We start from the raw sequence: 19,511 nt of genomic DNA, 5'->3' as shown, positions 1-19,511 counted from the left end.
GTCAGTAGAATTGATCCACCCAATCGCAATGGACCCAGGTCTACGTTTTGCGATCCGTGAAGGTGGTCGTACTGTAGGTGCTGGTGTTGTTGCTAAAGTAACTGCATAATCGCTGAAAAGTAAAAAAACGCTCCTCTGGGGCGTTTTTTTATGCCTGATGTTTATGAGTTGCGTATAATTTAAAAAATGGACAGGTTTTCTGAGAATGATACGTTTAATGCAATCTGCTGATATTGCACATGTTTACCAAATTGAAGCAGCAGTGCAAAGCCACCCTTGGACTGAGAAACAGTTTCGAGAAGCACAAGAAAATTATCAATGTACAGTTATTGAAAAGTCTGGACAGGTTGTTGGTTTCTGTATTTTACAACCCGTCCTTGATGAAGCTAATTTATTGTTGATGGCGATTGACCCGAAAATGCAGGGACAAGGCTTAGGGTATGAGTTACTGGAACAGTCGATGGATTTGTTAAAAAATGATCCAGTTCAGATTTTTCTGGAAGTTCGTGAAAGTAATATTGCTGCCATTAAATTGTATGAAAAATCAGGCTTTCATCAGATTGATATTCGCAAAAATTATTATCCACTTGCTGAAGGTGGTCGAGAACATGCGATTATCATGGTTAAAAGTTGTACTGATGATTTTGCAAAGTTATTTTCTACTTAATCACTTTACTCCAGTCTGAAGATAATGTGGTCATCAGTGAAGTTCCCAGATTTTCGATTTCTTGCTCAGTAAGCTGTTTGTTTAATCGCCGCCATTGTCCGTCGATCAGCACTTCAAAAGGAATATATTGGGATTTGTAATTCATTTTTTTTGAATGGGGAACCCAATAGCCAAGATAGACATAATCAAGACCTAGTGCTTTCGCATATTCGATTTGTTTTAAGATGGCAAATACGCCAAGTGAGCGGCGATGCTCTTCAGGTTCGAAAAAAGTATAAACTGCGGAAAGACCATCATCTAACATATCGCATGTAGATACACACATAAGCTGATCATCTTTCCAGAGTTCAAGAAAGAAACTATCTGTGCAACTGTGCATCAGAAATTTGTCGAACTGATCAATACTAGGTGGGAACATATCACCATCAAAATGACGAAGATTAATATAACGTTCGTAAAGATCATAATGAATTGATGTCGCATTATCACTGCGGGTAATGCGTAGATGTAAATCCTGATTGCGTTTCCAGGCTTTCTTTTGAGCACTACTCATTTCAAAGTGATCGACTGGAATACGACAAGATAAGCATTGTCTGCAAAGATGACATTCAGGGCGATAGACAAAATCACCGCTGCGTCGAAAACCTGAGCGAGATAACTCAGAAAGGGTTAACACGTCAATGCGTTGTGACGGGTCTAAAAACACCATACGTGCTGATTTGTGATCCAGATAACTACAGTCATGTGGAGGGGTAATATAGTATTGCAGTTCGTTTAAAGGTGACTTCGGATGGTATGAATTCATATCAAACGTCCCTCCTGAACATGGTTATTTCTTTAATAATTGTTGATTTAATGCAACCTCTCTAGATGAAAATACACGTTCTTGATAGCTTTTCCAATCAATATTAGGTAGTTTTATAACATCTTGTAACGATTTTAGGTAATCTTCACGGGAAAGCGTGCTTGCACCTAGACTGAGTAAGTGGTCATTGACCAGCTGGCAGTCAATCCAAGGTAAATTTTGTTCACGTCCAATCAACATGAGCATAAAAAAAGCCATTTTGGAGACATCGGTGGCTTGGCTAAACATAGATTCACCAAAACAGCCATGTCCAATGTGTAAGCCATAAAGACCTCCCACTAATTTTTCCTGATCTGCCCAAACTTCAATGCTGTAACCGTAGCCCAACTCAAACATCTGGCAGTAGCTTTGGATAATGTCTTCACTAATCCAAGTGTCATCGGCATATTGGCGGGGTAGGGAACAGCGACGAATAACCTGCTCAAAAGCATGATTAACCGTGATTTTGTAATCATGCTTTTTCATGGTGCGAAGTAAGGATTTACTTGGATGATAGTCTTGCGGGCGAATGATGCAGCGCGGTTCAGGACTCCACCAACAAATGGGTTCACCTTCATTAAACCATGGGAATAAGCCATGACTGTAGGCTTCATACAAGGTCGAAGGTTGAAGATCTCCGCCGAAACAAATTAAACCATGACCATCAGGATCATTTTTACATGGATCTGGAAAACTATATGCTGATATTGGAAGTTGTTGTTGCATTTTGCATGAATAAAAATAATAAAAACCTACTGTAAACGCTGACATAAAAAAAGCCGTATGGCTACGGCTTTTTCTACAAAGATTTTGGATTAACCGAGGTTATCCAGATATTTTTCAGCATCGAGTGCAGCCATACAGCCTGAACCCGCAGAGGTAATTGCCTGGCGATAAACGCTATCAGCAACGTCACCCGCAGCAAATACGCCTTCAACAGAAGTTGCAGTTGCATTGCCCGCTGTACCACTTTGCACTTGAATATAGCCATTACGAAGTTGTAACTGGCCTTCAAACATGGTTGTATTTGGTTTGTGACCAATCGCAATAAACAAACCTTGAATGTCGATTTGTTGAGTTGAATCGTCTTGTATTGATTTTAGGCGTACACCTGTTACACCTGTTTTATCACCTAAGACTTCATCAACTTGGTGATTCCACACAATTGAAATTTTGCCTTCTTTTTCTTTTTCAAATAGATGGTCTTGCAGAATTTTCTCTGAGCGAAGGCTATCGCGGCGGTGAACCAAAGTGACATGTGCTGCAATATTAGATAGATAAAGCGCTTCTTCAACTGCGGTGTTACCACCACCAACCACCATCACGTGTTGGTTTTTATAGAAGAAACCATCACAAGTTGCGCAAGCACTTACGCCCTGACCCATGAATTTCTGTTCAGATTCAAGACCTAAGTATTGTGCTGTTGCACCTGTTGCTAAAATCAGGGCGTCACAGGTGTATTCTTCCATATCGCCTTTCAAGACAAATGGACGTACATTTAAGTCCACTTCATTGATATGGTCATACACAAGTTCTGTACCAAAACGTTCAGCATGTGCTTGCATACGTTCCATAAGCACAGGGCCTGTTAAACCTTCAGGGTCACCTGGCCAGTTATCAACTTCTGTTGTAGTTGTCAGTTGCCCACCAAGCTGTAAGCCTGCAATCAAGGTTGGTTTTAAGTTTGCACGAGCGGCATAAACTGCTGCGCTATAACCAGCAGGTCCAGAACCTAAAATAATTAATCGCGAATGGCGAGCTGTCATTGCAGATTTCCTTTTATAATTAAAAAACTGAAAAAATTATACGTGAAAGCGGGACGATTGTGTGTTCGATCAATGTCGATAATATTGATCATCTAAATCGATTTGAGCTATATAGAACGCTACAAACATGCTGTATTCTGTTGCATCTTTTTTTGCTAAACAGGTGCATAATATAAATATTTATGAATTGAAAAAAAGTTTTTTACTGATTTTCAACGGGCTATGATTTTTTGATACAGGACAGTATATGACTGCGGTGTCGGGTGCTTATGCACAGCGCTTACTCATTACATTATTTTTGGTTTCATTTGGAATTTATCTGTTTCTAGCAACAGTGACTTATACACCATTTGATCCAGGCTGGATGCATATCTCAAGCGACACCCAACAAGTATCGAATGCCAGTGGGGTGGCAGGCGCATGGATTGCTGACTTACTCTTTGGCTTTTTAGGTTGGGCAAGTTTACTTTTGCCTGTTTTTCTGTTTTTAGAAGCCATCCAGATTTGGTGGCCGCATAGTTTTCTTGATCGACCATTTCGCTATGCTGCTCAGTTTTTCATGATTCTGACAACGGCAAGCATTTTATTTATGTTCTGGCAAGTTCCAAGTGATGCTTTAGATAATGCATCAGGTGGTATTGTGGGTTATGAGCTTGGAGAAAGCTTAACGCAGCTACTCACCAAATATGGTGCAAGTGCATTTCTTATTTTCTTGGGTGTCGTGTTCTTTACCTTTGCTTTTGGTGTGCGTTGGAATCGGACTTGGGCAACGTTAAAAGCAACGCCTAAATATTTAGAAGATTTGTTTTATCGTAATGTGCCTGAAAGTGAGGCAGATTATGATCTAACGACCAATACGCCGCAACCAACCATCAAGAAAACAACGGTTGCTCAAGCACCTTCTGCTGAGTCTGAACAGAAATCTGAAGAACGTCCAGTGATGACAGCCGAAAACATGATGGCAGATCCTGTTGCTGAGCGTTTATTGGATGATTTGGCCGTAAAACATCAGCAAGCAATTGAACCACATGCACCAGTAATTAATGATGCTGAATTTGAACAAACCTTAGAAAAAGCACATCAATTAACAAAACAGCAAGATCGAATCGTTCCTACAGGTGAAGTATGGCGTGCACTTGATCTTGGGAAAAATCAACAACAAGAAATAGATGCATTATTGCAATCTGCCGATGAAAGTGCTGTAAGTCATTATCAGCAGAATTTTGAGCAAGTTGAGAGTCACCTAAATCCTCAAGTGCCTGCCAAAGAAAAAATAGACTGGGAAGATGATCAGGCCTTTGATGATTTATTGAAAGCTGCACCAGTTCGTGAGGCGAGTCAACCAGCAGTAACGGTAGATAGTACGGTACAGCATTTGCTGAAACATGATGAAATTGCAGATATTGAAAAATTATTGGCAATGGATAGTGATACGCCAGAGCCAACACCGCAGCCTCGTCGTGCAGAAAGTTATGCGCAGTCTTCTGCATTTGTAAAAGCGGATATTAAGACGACGCTTGAAACACAACCAAATTTATCGAAAGAAGAATTTATTGAGGCTTGGCAGGAAACCGCTGGGAAGCCTCAACCCGAAGATGAGTTTGATTTTGATGCGCCACTGATCGATGCGGCGGGACGACCAATGTCTCGTGCCATGCAGGTTGTAGAAAAGCGCAAAAACCTTTCTCCTTTACCGAGTGAAGATTTGCTTGATCGGGTTGATCCAAATAAGAAAATTAACTTTACCGCTGAGCAGTTAGCACGCTTATCTGAGCTTTTGGAAATTAAATTACAAGAATTTAATGTCAAAGCAAAAGTGATTGAGGCTCAGCCTGGCCCTGTGGTAACTCGTTTTGAACTCGACTTGGCGCCTGGGGTAAAAGCATCTAAAGTGACCAATATTTCACGTGATTTGGCTCGTTCAATGTCGATGGCATCTGTCCGTGTAGTGGAAGTCATTCCAGGTAAGCCATATATCGGGATTGAAGTGCCGAATAGTGCCCGTGAAATGGTGCGTTTGATTGAATTGTTAGACACACCAACTTATCGTGATCCAAATGGTTTAATCAGCATGGCAATGGGTAAGGATATTTCTGGAAACCCTGTTTTAACCGATCTCGCGAAAGCACCACATATGCTGGTTGCGGGAACGACAGGTTCGGGTAAATCTGTTGCAGTGAACTCGATGATTTTGTCGATGTTACTTAAATATAAGCCAGAACAGCTCCGTTTGATTTTGATTGACCCGAAGCAGCTTGAACTCGCCAACTATAACGACATTCCCCATTTGTTGACACCTGTGGTAACGGACATGAAAGATGCCGTAAGTGCATTGAATTGGTGTGTCAATGAAATGGAACGTCGCTATAAGCTGATGTCTTTTCTTAAAATTCGTAAAATTACCGATTACAACCGCAAGGTTGAAGAGGCGTTAGAACGTGGGGAAGACCTGATTGACCCAACATGGAAACCTAGTGACTCTGCGACCCAAGAACGAGCACCACGTTTGCAATCATTGCCAATGATTGTGATTGTGGCAGATGAGTTCGCAGACATGATCATGCAAGTCGGCAAAAAAGCTGAAGAAATGATTACGCGTCTTGCGCAAAAATCGCGTGCAGCAGGCATCCACTTATTACTTGCGACACAGCGTCCATCGGTTGATGTTATTACAGGTCTGATTAAAGCCAACATTCCAACTCGTGTGGCTTTGCGTGTGAACTCTAAAATTGACTCTCGTACCATCTTGGATGCTGGTGGTGCAGAGGACTTATTGGGGCATGGGGACATGCTGTTTCTAGGGCCTGGTAAGATTGAACCTGAGCGTGTGCATGGTGCATTCATTAGTGATGATGAAGTGAACCGTATTTGTGATGCTTGGCGTGAACGTGGTTCTCCAAATTATGTCGATGAAATTCTGACACCATATGATGAAGAACCGACCAATCGTGGTTTTGAAGATGGAGATGCTAGCCCAGATCGTGATGTGCTGTATGATCAAGCCGTGGCATTTGTTTTGGAAACACGTAAGGCTTCGACGTCCTCTTTGCAACGTAAGTTTAGTCTAGGTTATAACCGTGCGGCTCGTCTGATTGATACCATGGAGGAAAATGGGATTGTTAGCGCAATGGGGCCAAATGGAAAACGAGACATTTTGGTTTAAGTGAATATGAAAAAACCTAGCGAAATCGCTAGGTTTTTTTAGTTATTCATCTGAGGCGGTCAGGATATGTTCTTTAAACTGAGGGTTGGGAACAAGTACAATTTGTTCATCGACTTTTCGGGTAAGTTTCTGATTTTTATCTGGGTAATCAAGTTTGGATAAAAAGTAACGAATACAATTTAACCGCGCACGTTTTTTATCATCCGATTTAATTACTGTCCAAGGTGCATCACCCGTATGAGTGTGAAAGAACATATGGTTTTTCGCATTGGTGTAGTCATCCCAACGGTCTAAAGACTGGATATCAATAGGGGAGAGTTTCCAGTGTTTCAGAGGGTCATCTCGACGAGAAATAAAGCGACGAAGCTGTTCTTCACGACTGACCGAAAACCAAAATTTAAACAGATGAATACCACTATTCACCAACATACGTTCAAGCTCTGGAGCTTGGCGCATAAATTGTAAATAATCTTGTGGTTCACAAAAGCCCATGACCTGTTCGACGCCAGCACGGTTGTACCAAGAGCGGTCAAAAAATACCATTTCACCTTTGGTGGGTAAATGTTGAATATAACGCTGGAAATACCATTGTCCGAGTTCATTCTGACTGGGTTTTTCGAGTGCAACTACACGCGCACCACGGGGATTTAAATGCTCCATAAAGCGTTTAATGGTTCCGCCTTTACCCGCAGCATCACGCCCTTCAAATAAGCAGACAATGCGTTGACCTGTATCTTTGACCCAAGACTGAACTTTGAGTAATTCAATCTGTAACAGCTTTTTTTCGGCCTCGTAGGCTTTACGAGTGAGTCGGGTGCGATATGGATAGCTTGCAGGAAGCTCTGCTGAGCTGGAGTCTTCCGCGGTTACTTTACCTTGATAGTCGAGTACGGTTTTGGAGAATACAGGGAGGTCTTTAATCAGTTCTTGATCTGTTGTAGAGACATCTTCATTGGGTTGGAGTTGGTGGTCTGAACTCATTTGCTTTCGACTCGATTCTTGTTTGTTGTAATTAAAAACGCTGTCATAGCAGTGTAGCATAAAGTGTTTTCTATACATTGTATTTGAATGAGATGCTATGCAGTATAGAATTGAGTTTTATCGTTTGGTCAACTGGAAATTTGCATGTTTGCTGCTTTTACGATGCTGATATTTATTCATTTCTGTGCATTGATTACTCCTGGACCAGATTTCTTTTTGGTATCACAAACAGCGATTAGCCGATCACGTAAAGAGGCAGTTGCGGTTGTTCTTGGAATTACCGTTGGCGTTATGTTTTGGTCATTATTGGCTTTACTGGGTTTAAACATTCTGTTTGAAAAAATGGCTTGGCTTAAGCATATTTTGCTGATCTGTGGTGGTTTATATTTATGCTGGTTAGGCGTTCAAATGTTAGGTTCGGCATTCTCTAAAAAACCGTTAACTATAAATACCGATCTGCAATTATCAAAAAGTACAGCAAGCTGTTTTATGAAAGGCATGTTGACCAATTTATCAAACCCCAAAGCAGTGATTTATTTTGGTAGTGTCTTTTCATTATTTTTAACAAATCCTGTATTAGAGCATTTGCATGCTGCACTCTTTGTAACGATTAGCGTTGAAACACTCCTCTGGTTTCTGTTTGTCACTTTTGTGTTTTCCTTGCCAGCATGTAAAGCTGCATACCAGCGTTCGGTAAAATGGATTGATGGTATTTCTGGTGGAATTTTTACCTTGTTTGGTGCATTCCTCATCACAAATAAGTAATCAATTGCGACTGACTTGCTGCTGAATCCAGGTCGCAAGTTGCTGTAATGCAGTTTGGATGGATGAAGTTAAAGGATGACCTGCATTAATCCGAATATAATCATGATATTTATTATCTTCTCCAAAAATACTGCCTGGAACGATGCTAATACTCTGGGTGAGAGCAAATTGATACAGATCAAATGCACTGAGCTGATAAGGAAGTTTGATCCATAGTGCATAGCCGCCTTGGGGAACTTGCATTTGAATCGGCAATGTTGCAAACAGTTGCTCAATATAGTCGATATAGTCTTGGACTTGTGCCCATAGACATGGATGTAATCGATTGAGGTGACGGCGATACTCGCCACTAAAGATGAAATCCGCTAGCCCTAATTGTAGGGGCGTATTCACAATAATATTGTTGGCGAGTAATTTGGTTTTTAAGTGTTTTAAAGTTGATGGCAAGCATAGCCAACCGACACGATAAGCACTGGACAAGCTTTTAGAAACTGAACCGACCCAAATGACATAACCTGCCTGATCCCAATGTTTGATCGGGAGAGGTCGTTGTAATTCATAGCCACATTCGCCATAAATATCATCTTCAATCATATAACACTGATATTTTTCAGCTAATGCAGCAATCTGTGCTTTTTCTTGATGTGTTAGGCAATATCCAAGAGGATTTTGATAGTTGGCAGTGAGTAAGCAGGCTTTGGCTTGTCCTGTTTTTAAGACCTGCTCTAAGCGCTCTAAATCAATCCCTTGATTATGAGCAGGAATTTCGATGACCTTGCGATTGAGACTTGCAAGAAGTTGCAATTGTCCATTAAACGTTGGAGTTGGCAAAATGATGCTGTCTCCTATATTGGTCAGAGACTGAATAATCAGCATCAGGGCAGCCATACATCCATTGGTGATAAAAATATCATCGAATGCAATATGGATGGCATCTTCAGACCAATGTTCGAGCAGGGCTTGACGCAAACGAGGATGTCCCTGCCGATCACAATATAAAAAATCTTCAGGATGGCTATGTTTTAAGCTGCGTTGAATGGAACGACGCAATGCCTCAATTGGGATTAAGGGACTTCCCAGTTGAATCGATCCTAAATGAATAATCTGAGCCTGACTGGATGCTTCTTGGATTTGATTGTGCAGATCGAAACTGGAAATTTCACGGCTAACCGAAGGGAAGTCAATGTAATTATCCCGTTGCTGGGTTTTGAGTGAAATTTTTGGAGCATGTACAAAGAAACCAGATTTGGGTTTCACGTATAGATGCCCTTGAGCTTCAAGTAATTCATAACAGGCTTGAGCTGTGCTTAAGCTAATCTGCTGTTGCTTTGCGAAACTTCGCAACGAAGGCAGCTTGCAATGTGGACTGAGTTCGCCAGTCAAAATCTTATGTCTAAGCTGACTAGCTATTTCTTGATAACGAAATTGCATATCTGTACTGATTTTTTATAAAAAAGTGTATCTGTATACATTAACAGAATATTCCTATGATGCATCAAGAGTTTGCTGATGATGGGAATTGAGATAATGAAAAGATTGATATTGGTTTTAATCTGTTTAAGTGTGGTGGGATGTACACAATCTAAACTGCGAAATGTTGCAGTATGTCAAAAAATGGCAGAAGGGTATTTAGATAGTCAGGCGGTAGGAACATATTACCTTGTGACAACGCAGCAGGAAGAACAAGGTGTGCGTTTATTTTATCGCTTGCAGCAAAGTTATAAAATTACTCAAACTGAACCCCGAATTTTTCAGTGTATTGAGCAACCGCAGGGAACATTTTTGAATGCAATCCAGGGTGGAATAGCAAGAACCCTGATGATGCTGCCGAAATCTGTAAAATAGCCTGCATGATGCAGGCTATTTTTATGAATCTTGATTAGGCAAATTTTGCCAATACCGCAAGAAATTCAGCAGAATGGCGAGGGAATTGTGCAATTACCTCGTGAATGCGCTGTCCTTGTGGGTTGGTTGCATTGACATCGCGACCATCTGCAACAAACTGAGTCAATAAGCGCTCAAAATCGTTTGGACGCATATGCTTGTACGCATTGTAAAGCACATGAAAGTCTGCGCTTGTAGTTTCAGGAGGTAAATGATTCAAGTAGGCAAACACACGCTCATCTGACCATTCTTCATTGAAAGTTGCTGGCTGTGAAAATGCCATAGCTCACTCCTCGACATTCAAAATAAAAGGCAAAATAATGTGATTATTTTGCCTTGAATTATTATATTTAGCTAATCAGAATTGAAATTAATGATCTTCAGGTAAATTGATATTCATCTCAAGCATTTCAATGTTGGCTTCTGAGCGCACCTGCATTTGAATATGTTGTTCATCAACACCACGAACATAGCGACTGACAACCTGCATAATTTCTTTTTTCATTTGGTCGATTTTATCCTGACTCAAACGACGGCCTAAACCCTGTTCAGAGGCAACGATGACCTTGAGACGATCTTTTGCTACCTGTGCACTTGTGGTTTTGTCTTCAGCACCAAATAGTTTACTCCAAAATCCTGCCATCTTTATGCTCCAAACAAACGTGCCAACCAGCCTTTAGGTTTCACTGTAATATGGCGATAAGGGCGATCTTCTCCAAGGAAGCGAGCAACTAAATCATCGTAAGCCTGTCCAGCATTAGATTCTGTATATAAAATTACAGGTTTACCTTCATTGGAAGCTTGTAAAACACTAGGGCATTCTGGAATGACACCCAAAGTTGGAATACGTAAAATATCTTTTGAGATATCGTCAATCGTTAGCATTTCCTGACGGTCAGCACGTTCAGGGTTGAAGCGTGTGATACACAAATGCTTACGGATACGGCCTTCATTATGCTCAACTTTTTTAGTTTTACTATCGAGCATACCAATAATACGGTCAGAGTCACGTACTGAAGAAATTTCTGGGTTGGTGACAATAATCGCTTCGTCAGCATGATACATTGCCAAAATCGCACCACGCTCAATACCTGCTGGAGAATCGCAGACAATATAGTCAAATTCCTGAGCAAGTTCATTCATGACACGTTCAACACCATCATCGGTCAGGGCATCTTTATCACGTGTTTGTGAGGCAGGTAAAATATAAAGGTTTTCAATGTCTTTATCGCGAATTAATGCTTGCTGTAGACGAGCTTCATGATTGATGACATTAACAAAGTCATAAACAACACGGCGTTCACAGCCCATGATGAGGTCTAAATTACGTAAGCCGACATCAAAATCGATGACTACAGTTTTGTGACCACGTAAGGCTAAGCCTGTTGCAAATGATGCGCTTGTAGTAGTTTTACCTACGCCGCCTTTGCCTGATGTTACGACAACAATTTTGGCCACCGAATCTACTCCTGTTATGGTCATTTGCAATTAAAATAAAATGTTCAATGGTTAAGTCAGGTTCATCATACCTTAGATTTCTAATGCTTCGAACTCTAGTTCGTGATGATCATTTAAATAAATGTGTACTGCTTTTTTCGCAACATGAGCAGGAATGTCGTCTGCTACACAGTAAGTCCCCGCAATTGAGACCAATTCGGCATTTAAGCACTGACAAAAAATTCGCGCTGTTGAATCACCGCTTGCACCTGCAATCATGCGCCCTTGTGTTGTACCATAAATATAAATATTGCCAGAAGCAATCACTTCTGAACCGCTATTCATGCTGGCATTTAAAATCACATCGCCATGTTCTTGAATTAAGCACTGACCTGTACGTAACATTTCATTATGATAAGAAGTCACGTGATTTACAGCGTTAGATTTTTGTTTACTGTTGTCGCTATTTTGATCTTTATCGTCAGTTTGTTCAATCACTTGTTCATGAGTTGGCTTGATTCTTTGTAACGGACGATCTGCTGGGAGAACAGGGAACTGAATACTGCGGGCTTCATCTGCCAGCAAGCCCTCAATGACAGCCATCGGCTGTAAATCAAGACTAATCAATAGCTGGATCAATTCAATCAGTTCTTGTTCAACAGTGCTGTCTAAAATGACGGCTGCACCATGATAGCCAGTATCATCGAGCATTTGGGTAAGTTGTTGGCGAATAGCATCGTGATCATTTGTATCGAAGGTTAATCGGGTAAAATTAACCATTCTGCCGGTAATGCGTATATCAGCCATGATATTTCCTTAGAGGGCTTTTGACCAAATAAGTAATAAGTCAAAGTATTGTTGTAAATAGGTCAAATCCTAGATTAATTTTTCTGAATTCTCTAGCGTCAGACACAAAAAATCATGAATATTTATAACGAAAATTTAAGTCGCTTGGTCAGTTGTTTTATTCTGATCCGCAGCAATCAAAATGTTTTGCCACTGCTTGATTTTAACTTGCTTACGAATCGCTGCCAGACTTTCATAAAACACAGATTCAATCAGTTTTTCTAAATCAGCATTATTGATATCTATTTGACTGATTTTATTGGCAATATGCTGATAAGTCTTGTTCGGGTCTGTTCCTTGGGGTTCTGCCCAAGGCTCTAACAGCCCTTGTGTGATATTTTCACCTAAACGTTTACCTATACTTTGAATCTGTTCTTCTAAACGACTGCCAATAATCGGAAACAATCTAAGGAGCTGGTGTAACTCAGGCGTCTCGATAATTGCTTTTTCGACCACTAATCCGACATGTTGGGCTAAGTGTTGTTGCTGACGTTTTAATTCATTTGCCAGATTTTCTTGTAATAATTCGGCTAAGGTTTTTGCAAATATTTCACGATGATGGTCGACAAGATCATGAATCATTTTTTTATGCGTTGAACTGGTATCGAGTTCATAGCGAATACCATCAATGACCGTAATTACAACGCGATCAGAAAGTTCTTCCATCAACACTTGATAATAAAATTTTGCTGCTTTTTGCCATGTTTCAGGAATAATTTCATAACCCAATTCATGTAAACGGTAAGCGATAATACCTGCTCGAAACAACCGCAAAAAGCGTAGTTGTGGAATGATGGCGAGAATTTCATACCAGTGAATAAATGGAAAGAAAAACCAGCGCTGATGATGACGCTGGGTAATTGCAAGTAGCCAGCGGAGTAATAACTCAACGATTAAAAAACAAATAAACCAGCCTTCGGTTTTGTTGACCCAAGGGTTTAATTCAGTTTTATAAAAATTTAACAGGTGAATCGCATGCAAATGTTCACTCAGCCAAATGGCAAAGTGACTCATTAAAATTGCATTGGCACTAATGCAAAATAGATTAAACACAATGATAAACATCATAAAGATGTCATAGCCCAAATAGATTTTCCATTGCAATGAGTTGTGGTTAATTGCTTGGAAATTTGGAACCTGTTTTGTTTTTTGCATTATGTGCCGTCTAAATAGTTTAAGCAGAATACTTGGCTTTAATGTCATTGATCAGTTGATCTTTTTCTTTCCAGATCTGAGTAAGCCATTGGTGGAATTTGGAACGGTATTCGCGATCATCTTCATAACTACCTTCTAAAATCCATGCAGGAATATCAATTTTACGCAAATGCACTGCAATTCGAGGAACTTCTCCTAACCAGAACTCACCATAGCCAGGAATACCATCAGGATAAACAATGGTCATATCTACTAAAGCATCGACCTGATTGCCTAAAATATTTAAAGCTAAAGCTAAACCGCCAGCTTTAGGTTTAAGGAGGTGTTGATATGGAGATTTTTGCTGAGCTTGTTTTTCGGGTGTGAAGCGCGTGCCTTCAACATAATTGAGCAGGGTAAAAGGTTGGCTGAGCAATTGTTCACAAGATTTACGCGCTTCTAAAATGTCACGACGTTTTAACTCGGGATTTTTTGCAATCTCTGACTTGCTGTGACGCTTCATCATTGGGAAGCCTAAAATTTTAAAAGCTTGCCCAACAAAAGGAATAAAGATCAGCTCCCACTTGGTGAAGAAGCGCGTCAAAGGCATGCGTGTAACGCCAAAGTACTGGTTGACTGTTGTGTCCACCCAACTCTGGTGATTACATATCATCAGATATCGGCCTTGCAGACTCAGATCAAGATCGTCATCAATATGAATGTCCCAGTGCGTATTTGGTAAGACATGGTCAATTAGCCAGTTGTTGACACTTAACCAGCTATTGGTGATTTGAATATTGGTTTCATCTACTTTGCGTGATTGTTTAAAAAGTTTAGTTAATCCCAAAGCCAAAACAGGAGGCCCATGTAAAAAGGTGCTGCCTGTAATCACAGAACCTACGGTCAGTCCTCGCGTAATTTTTTTGAATAAACTTGGTTTGGCTCGATGAGATGTCATAAAAATTCCTAGCCTGAATCTAGCGTACTAAAGATAACGATCGACTTTAAGAGAGTCAAAATAAATCTACGAAATTGTATTTACTCTGTAGAAAAGAGAATAGACTTATGTGTAAACGGGCTTGAATAGTACTAATTTGTTAAAAAATCCGCGTTTTTTAACAAAAAATTAATGTTTTACCAAACTTTATTATTTCATAATTTTTTAAATGGTAAATAAACACAACAAGGAGACATACAATGCGTGCATTGGTTATTTCTACAGTGATTGGGGCTATGGCATTGTCTGGTTGCCAAAGTATGAATACTGGTAGTGGAACAGGTACTGGTGGCATCCGAGATTATGACAAAACTGCGATTGGTGCAGGCTTGGGTGCTCTTGCAGGTTATGGTCTATCTCGCGCAGGTGCAAATTCAAGTGCACAAAATAACCGTGCTGCTGCAATTGGTGCCATTATCGGTGCTGCAGGTGGTTTGTATCTTGATAAGAAAGAACAAAAACTTCGCCAACAAATGGCAGGGACCGGTGTAGAAGTCAATCGTAACGCAGATGGTTCAGTGGGTCTGGTTATGCCAGGTAACATTACCTTTGATACGAACTCCTACAACATCAAACCAAACTTCTATTCGACTTTGAATAAAGTTGGACAAACTTTGACTGAAGACAACAAGAGTGCAATTTTAGTTACAGGTTATACAGACAATACAGGTAATGATTCAATCAACATTCCATTATCTAAAAACCGTGCAAATGCTGTTGCTCAATACTTGATTAGTCAAGGTGTGCCTTCAAGCCGTGTAAATGTGGAAGGGCATGGTGCATCGAACCCGATTGCATCGAATAGTACAGCAGCAGGTCGTGAACAAAACCGCCGTGTTGAAATTAGTATTTATGAAGCAAAATAAGCGAATTGTTGCTTAAATAAAAAAACCACCATTTATGGTGGTTTTTTTATGGGCGATTTTATTATTACTCTTGTAATGATGCATCTGGTGCTATTAGTGCTTTACCCTGAATCATTTCTGAAATTGCTTGAGCATTCAGATCTAAAACTAAATTGAGCTGCTCATTATCAATTTCATAAGACTGAATGAGTTTTTTATCACCAGATAAAGTTTCAACCTTGTATTCATTTGCAATATTTAAAATACCTTCTAGATTAATGCTAGTCGCTGCAGCATCGCCCTGAAAAATTTCTTGTAATTGAGACAAAGGGATTTGAAGTTGAGTTGTTGGGTGAGTTGGTGGGTGGGTTTCGATAAAACGTACCAATAACTGTGCGAATAGAAAATAATTAGGTTTATGAGATATATCTAGGCTCATAGGTTGGCTCCTTGTATTTGATTTAATTGATATTTATCTATATTTTGTTGTGCATATATCATACTACAGTGCGTACATGTTGTAATTAAAAAAATATCCATACAACTTTTTTAAAAATGTCTAGAGTCTTTTTTTGAGACAATGCGTCATGCAATTTCTCTGGCTCATGTTCTGGAGTAGGTTATGATATGAAATCGCTACAACTATAGGCACAAAAGCATAAAAAACACTCAGATTATTGAGTGCAACATGTCATAAATTTAATGACACATAATTGACCTGTAATAGCGAATAATTCTTATTTTCTAAAAATTTGAATAGGTTTTTTGGAGCATTTTGCTAAAGAAAAATACTAATTTTTTATAAAAAATGGTATGAAAAGTACAATAATTGAAAAAAAAGTGATTTTTTATATTGGTAATAGTATTAATCAATAAGTATGGATTACCACAGTTTTAGCAGTTTTTATGTGTGAAAACCATACAGAGTGTTATGCCAAAGACTAGCGAGATTAGCCTAGCAACCGAAATCATAAATCAGGTACAATTAGAGTGTTTAATTTTGTGTTTGGTGTATTTTTAGGCCAATACACACTCCTTTTTGTTAAAATTAGGCCTGCCAGGAGTTATCCCCGCATGAGTGCCATTACTCCATACGATTGGGCAACTATTGCCTTCGTGATCGGCGTTACATTCCTTTGCGTCTTTATGCTTACAGTTCCGTTGCTCCTAGGAGGTAAGTCATGGGGTCGTGCAAAACAAGAGCAGTTTGAGTCAGGTATTGTTGGTGCTGGCGGTGCCCGCATTCGCTTATCTGCAAAATTTTATCTTGTCGCTATCTTCTTTGTCATTTTTGATATTGAAGCGCTTTACCTTTATGCATGGTCTGATGCTGTGCGTGAAGCAGGCTGGGTCGGTTTTTCAACCGCAACAGTCTTTATTGTCGATTTGTTAATTGGTTTGGTTTATGCGCTTTCTGTAGGTGCATTGAACTGGTCGCCATTTGACCGTCGCAAAGCGGCAGGCATATTACCAAAAATTGGCTCTCCAAATATGGATATCGCAGAGATCACACGCTTCAATTCAATTGATGAGCTTGTAATCGACCCAACAGGTCAAGTTCCAGCTCAATCTCGAGTCAAAAAGACCACAGTAACTTCTGACAAGGAGTAATACGGGATGAAATATACATTAACCCGTGCCAATCCACAGGCTGACCAATACCCGCTTCAAGAACGTCAAATTGTTACCGATCCTCTTCAGGAAGAAGTCAATAAAAACGTATTTATGACGCGTCTGGAAGATGTGATGCACAATGTGGTCAACTGGGGTCGTAAGAACTCAGTTTGGCCTTTTAACTTTGGTACTTCTTGCTGCTACGTTGAGTATGCAACAACCTTAACTGGTGTGCATGACTTGTCACGTTTCGGTGCCGAAGTTATTCGTGCTTCACCTCGTCAAGCCGACTTAATGATTGTGGCTGGGACTTGCTTCGTGAAGATGGCGCCTGTTATTCAACGTTTGTATGAACAAATGCTTGAACCAAAATGGGTCATTTCTATGGGTGCTTGTGCTAACTCAGGTGGTATGTACGATATCTACTCAGTTGTGCAAGGTGTCGATAAAATTATCCCTGTAGATGTTTATGTTCCAGGTTGCCCACCACGCCCAGAAGCATTAATCCAAGCATTGATGTTATTGCAAGACCAAATTCAGTTAGAGCGCCGTCCGTTATCTGCAGTAATTGGTGATGATCTTAAGCCTGTATATAAGCCAAAGATGATGCCAGAACGTGATCGTAAAAATGCAGAACGTATTGCAGTGAAAAACTTACGCTCTATGGATGAGATTAAATAATTTTAACGATGGATTGATTGTCACCCGCCTATGGGTGATTTGTCGTTAGGATTAAAAAAGAATTTGTATTAAAAAGGAAGCCAAGCCAATGGCTGAAACTGAAATTGCTATGCCAGAAGAGTCAACTCAAGTTGATTCGCGCCCAGCATTTGCAATTGTAGAAGAGCTGAAAACCAAATTCGGTGAAAACTTCTACGTGCAACCGACTTGTGAAGATTTTCCAACGGTCTGGGTTGAGCGTGCGCGCGTGCAAGAAGTCTTAATGTTCTTGCGTACCGTATCACGCCCATACGTGATGCTGTTTGACCTTTCTGCTGTTGATGAACGTTTACGTCAACACCGTGAAGGATTACCTGCATCAGATTTCACTGTTTTTTATCATTTGCTATCGCTAGAGCGTAATGCCGATATTCGTGTCAAAGTCGCTTTAAACGAGAGTGATCTGAATATTCCAACCGCAACCAATATTTGGCCAAATGCGAACTGGTACGAACGTGAAGCTTATGACATGTTCGGCATCAAGTTTGATGGTCACCCAATGTTGCGCCGTATCTTGTTGCCGACCTACTGGGAAGGGCATCCGTTACGTAAAGAATATTCTGCACGTGCAACCGAATATACGCCTTATATGCAAAACAAGGCAAAACAGGATTTCGAACAAGAACACTTACGTTTTGTACCTGAAGATTGGGGTCTAAAACGTGGTAACAAGGACGAGGACTTCATGTTCTTGAACTTGGGTCCTAACCATCCATCTGCGCATGGTGCTTTCCGTGTGATCTTGCAGCTTGATGGCGAAGAAGTAAAAGACTGTGTACCTGATATCGGTTATCACCACCGTGGTGTGGAAAAGATGGCTGAGCGTCAAACATGGCACTCATTTATTCCGTACACTGACCGTGTAGATTACTTGGGTGGTTGTGCACAAAACATGCCTTATGTGATGGGTGTGGAACAACTTGCAGGAATTAAAGTTCCTGATCGTGCACAGTGTATCCGTGTCATGATGTCGGAATTATTCCGTATCAACAACCACTTGCTTTACATCGGTACAGCAATTCAGGATACCGGTGGTATGACTCCAGTATTCTATATGTTTGCTGACCGTCAAAAAATTTATGATGCGATTGAAGCCATTACTGGTTTCCGTATGCACCCAGCTTGGTTCCGTATCGGTGGTACTGCGCACGACCTTCCAAATAACTGGCAACATCTGATTCGTGAAATCCTGGACTGGATGCCGAAGCGTTTGGACGAATACCATAAAGCAGCATTGAAAAACTCTGTATTTATTGGTCGTACCCGTAATGTTGCTCAATACGATGCAAAATCTGCATTGGCTTGGGGTGTAACAGGTACAGGTCTGCGTGCAACAGGAATTGACTTTGACGTTCGTAAATACCGCCCATATAGCGGTTATGAAAATTACGACTTTGAAGTGCCTGTTGAATACGAAGGTGATGCTTACGCACGTGTAATGGTTCACTTCCATGAAATTCGTGAATCATTGAAAATCGTGAAGCAATGTCTAGACAACATGCCATCTGGTCCATACAAAGCGGATCATCCATTGGCTGTTCCACCACCAAAAGACAAGACGCTACAAGATATTGAAACCTTGATTACGCACTTCTTGAGCGTTTCTTGGGGTCCTGTGATGCCTGCAGGTGAAGCATCTGTCATGGCTGAAGTGGTGAAAGGTGCAAGTAACTACTACTTAACCTCTGACAAAGCTACCATGAGTTATCGTACGCGTATTCGTACACCAACCTTTACTCACTTGCAGCAAATTCCTGCGGTGATTAACGGCAGCTTGGTGTCTGACTTAATCATTTACTTGGCAACCATTGATGTGGTTATGGCTGACGTGGATCGCTAAGAGGCAAC

At 40.5% G+C, this 19,511-nt stretch carries 20 protein-coding genes and 1 pseudogene; 9 read left to right on the top strand and 12 right to left on the bottom strand.

Annotated elements, in window-relative coordinates; genetic code table 11:
• Window positions 1-109, top strand: a pseudogene (locus tag C1A47_RS14225) (elongation factor Tu); the annotation flags it as partial.
• A gap of 96 nt (window positions 110-205) precedes the next feature.
• Complete coding sequence (gene rimI, locus C1A47_RS14220; RefSeq protein ID WP_111895681.1) at window positions 206-667, top strand: ribosomal protein S18-alanine N-acetyltransferase; 462 nt, start codon at window positions 206-208, stop codon at window positions 665-667.
• Here the strand turns inward: rimI and C1A47_RS14215 are convergent.
• The 3 genes from C1A47_RS14215 to trxB form a co-directional block, all read right to left on the bottom strand.
• Complete coding sequence (locus C1A47_RS14215; protein WP_111895680.1) at window positions 660-1,472, bottom strand: arginyltransferase; 813 nt, start codon at window positions 1,470-1,472, stop codon at window positions 660-662. The genes rimI and C1A47_RS14215 overlap by 8 nt on opposite strands.
• Before the next feature lie 24 nt (window positions 1,473-1,496).
• On the bottom strand, window positions 1,497-2,237 hold the full coding sequence (gene aat, locus C1A47_RS14210; RefSeq protein WP_111895679.1) for a leucyl/phenylalanyl-tRNA--protein transferase: 741 nt from the start codon (window positions 2,235-2,237) through the stop codon (window positions 1,497-1,499).
• An 89-nt stretch (window positions 2,238-2,326) separates the two neighbouring features.
• On the bottom strand, window positions 2,327-3,277 hold the full coding sequence (trxB, locus tag C1A47_RS14205) for a thioredoxin-disulfide reductase (RefSeq protein WP_111895678.1): 951 nt from the start codon (window positions 3,275-3,277) through the stop codon (window positions 2,327-2,329).
• 247 nt (window positions 3,278-3,524) lie between these two features.
• Here trxB and C1A47_RS14200 point away from each other — a divergent pair, with 247 nt between their 5' ends.
• On the top strand, window positions 3,525-6,440 hold the full coding sequence (locus tag C1A47_RS14200) for a DNA translocase FtsK (RefSeq protein ID WP_111895677.1): 2,916 nt from the start codon (window positions 3,525-3,527) through the stop codon (window positions 6,438-6,440).
• 42 nt (window positions 6,441-6,482) lie between these two features.
• Here C1A47_RS14200 and ppk2 read toward each other — a convergent pair whose 3' ends face one another.
• Complete coding sequence (gene ppk2, locus C1A47_RS14195) at window positions 6,483-7,421, bottom strand: polyphosphate kinase 2 (RefSeq protein ID WP_111895684.1); 939 nt, start codon at window positions 7,419-7,421, stop codon at window positions 6,483-6,485.
• A gap of 144 nt (window positions 7,422-7,565) precedes the next feature.
• On the opposite strand from ppk2, the gene C1A47_RS14190 reads away from it, so the two are divergent.
• Window positions 7,566-8,186: a LysE family transporter gene (locus C1A47_RS14190; RefSeq protein WP_111895676.1), complete on the top strand. Its 621-nt coding sequence runs from the start codon at window positions 7,566-7,568 to the stop codon at window positions 8,184-8,186.
• Here C1A47_RS14190 and C1A47_RS14185 read toward each other — a convergent pair whose 3' ends face one another.
• Window positions 8,187-9,617 (bottom strand): PLP-dependent aminotransferase family protein, encoded by a 1,431-nt coding sequence (locus C1A47_RS14185; RefSeq protein WP_111895675.1) that lies wholly within the window; start codon window positions 9,615-9,617, stop codon window positions 8,187-8,189.
• Window positions 9,618-9,713: 96 nt separating this feature from the next.
• Here C1A47_RS14185 and C1A47_RS14180 point away from each other — a divergent pair, with 96 nt between their 5' ends.
• Window positions 9,714-10,031 carry a hypothetical protein gene (locus tag C1A47_RS14180; RefSeq protein ID WP_111895674.1) on the top strand — a complete coding sequence of 106 codons (318 nt, stop codon included), beginning with the start codon at window positions 9,714-9,716 and terminating at the stop codon, window positions 10,029-10,031.
• Between the two features lie 34 nt (window positions 10,032-10,065).
• On the opposite strand, the gene C1A47_RS14175 is transcribed toward C1A47_RS14180, so the two are convergent.
• The 6 genes from C1A47_RS14175 to C1A47_RS14150 form a co-directional block, all read right to left on the bottom strand.
• Window positions 10,066-10,353: a PA4642 family protein gene (locus tag C1A47_RS14175; protein ID WP_111895673.1), complete on the bottom strand. Its 288-nt coding sequence runs from the start codon at window positions 10,351-10,353 to the stop codon at window positions 10,066-10,068.
• Window positions 10,354-10,440: 87 nt separating this feature from the next.
• Window positions 10,441-10,713: a cell division topological specificity factor MinE gene (gene minE, locus C1A47_RS14170; protein ID WP_111895672.1), complete on the bottom strand. Its 273-nt coding sequence runs from the start codon at window positions 10,711-10,713 to the stop codon at window positions 10,441-10,443.
• A 2-nt stretch (window positions 10,714-10,715) separates the two neighbouring features.
• Entirely contained in the window at window positions 10,716-11,528 is an 813-nt protein-coding gene (gene minD / locus C1A47_RS14165; protein ID WP_111895671.1) for a septum site-determining protein MinD, read from the bottom strand.
• A gap of 72 nt (window positions 11,529-11,600) precedes the next feature.
• A complete protein-coding gene (gene minC, locus C1A47_RS14160) occupies window positions 11,601-12,314 on the bottom strand; it encodes a septum site-determining protein MinC (protein ID WP_111895670.1) in 714 nt (237 codons plus the stop codon).
• A 135-nt stretch (window positions 12,315-12,449) separates the two neighbouring features.
• Window positions 12,450-13,511, bottom strand: coding sequence for a preprotein translocase subunit SecA (locus C1A47_RS14155; protein WP_413772968.1), 1,062 nt, complete (start codon window positions 13,509-13,511; stop codon window positions 12,450-12,452).
• A 16-nt stretch (window positions 13,512-13,527) separates the two neighbouring features.
• Window positions 13,528-14,445: an acyltransferase gene (locus tag C1A47_RS14150; RefSeq protein WP_111895668.1), complete on the bottom strand. Its 918-nt coding sequence runs from the start codon at window positions 14,443-14,445 to the stop codon at window positions 13,528-13,530.
• A gap of 239 nt (window positions 14,446-14,684) precedes the next feature.
• Between C1A47_RS14150 and C1A47_RS14145 the strand changes: the two genes are divergently transcribed.
• Window positions 14,685-15,350 carry an OmpA family protein gene (locus C1A47_RS14145; protein ID WP_111895667.1) on the top strand — a complete coding sequence of 222 codons (666 nt, stop codon included), beginning with the start codon at window positions 14,685-14,687 and terminating at the stop codon, window positions 15,348-15,350.
• A 64-nt stretch (window positions 15,351-15,414) separates the two neighbouring features.
• Here C1A47_RS14145 and C1A47_RS14140 read toward each other — a convergent pair whose 3' ends face one another.
• On the bottom strand, window positions 15,415-15,768 hold the full coding sequence (locus C1A47_RS14140; protein ID WP_111895666.1) for a hypothetical protein: 354 nt from the start codon (window positions 15,766-15,768) through the stop codon (window positions 15,415-15,417).
• 635 nt (window positions 15,769-16,403) lie between these two features.
• On the opposite strand from C1A47_RS14140, the gene ndhC reads away from it, so the two are divergent.
• The 3 genes from ndhC (at window position 16,404) to nuoC (ending at window position 19,503) form a co-directional block, all read left to right on the top strand.
• The gene (gene ndhC / locus C1A47_RS14135; protein ID WP_111895665.1) at window positions 16,404-16,940 is read left to right on the top strand and encodes an NADH-quinone oxidoreductase subunit A; all 537 of its coding nucleotides are present in this window, start codon (window positions 16,404-16,406) and stop codon (window positions 16,938-16,940) included.
• Between the two features lie 6 nt (window positions 16,941-16,946).
• The gene (locus C1A47_RS14130) at window positions 16,947-17,624 is read left to right on the top strand and encodes a NuoB/complex I 20 kDa subunit family protein (protein ID WP_111895664.1); all 678 of its coding nucleotides are present in this window, start codon (window positions 16,947-16,949) and stop codon (window positions 17,622-17,624) included.
• A gap of 88 nt (window positions 17,625-17,712) precedes the next feature.
• Window positions 17,713-19,503 carry an NADH-quinone oxidoreductase subunit C/D gene (nuoC, locus tag C1A47_RS14125; RefSeq protein WP_111895663.1) on the top strand — a complete coding sequence of 597 codons (1,791 nt, stop codon included), beginning with the start codon at window positions 17,713-17,715 and terminating at the stop codon, window positions 19,501-19,503.
• The last annotated feature ends 8 nt before the right edge of the window (window positions 19,504-19,511 follow it).

It is taken from the genome of Acinetobacter sp. MB5 (assembly GCF_003261585.1).
Classification (GTDB): domain Bacteria; phylum Pseudomonadota; class Gammaproteobacteria; order Pseudomonadales; family Moraxellaceae; genus Acinetobacter.
The sequence above is the reverse complement of the archived record's forward strand: the minus strand, read 5'-3'. Positions and strand labels throughout refer to the sequence as shown.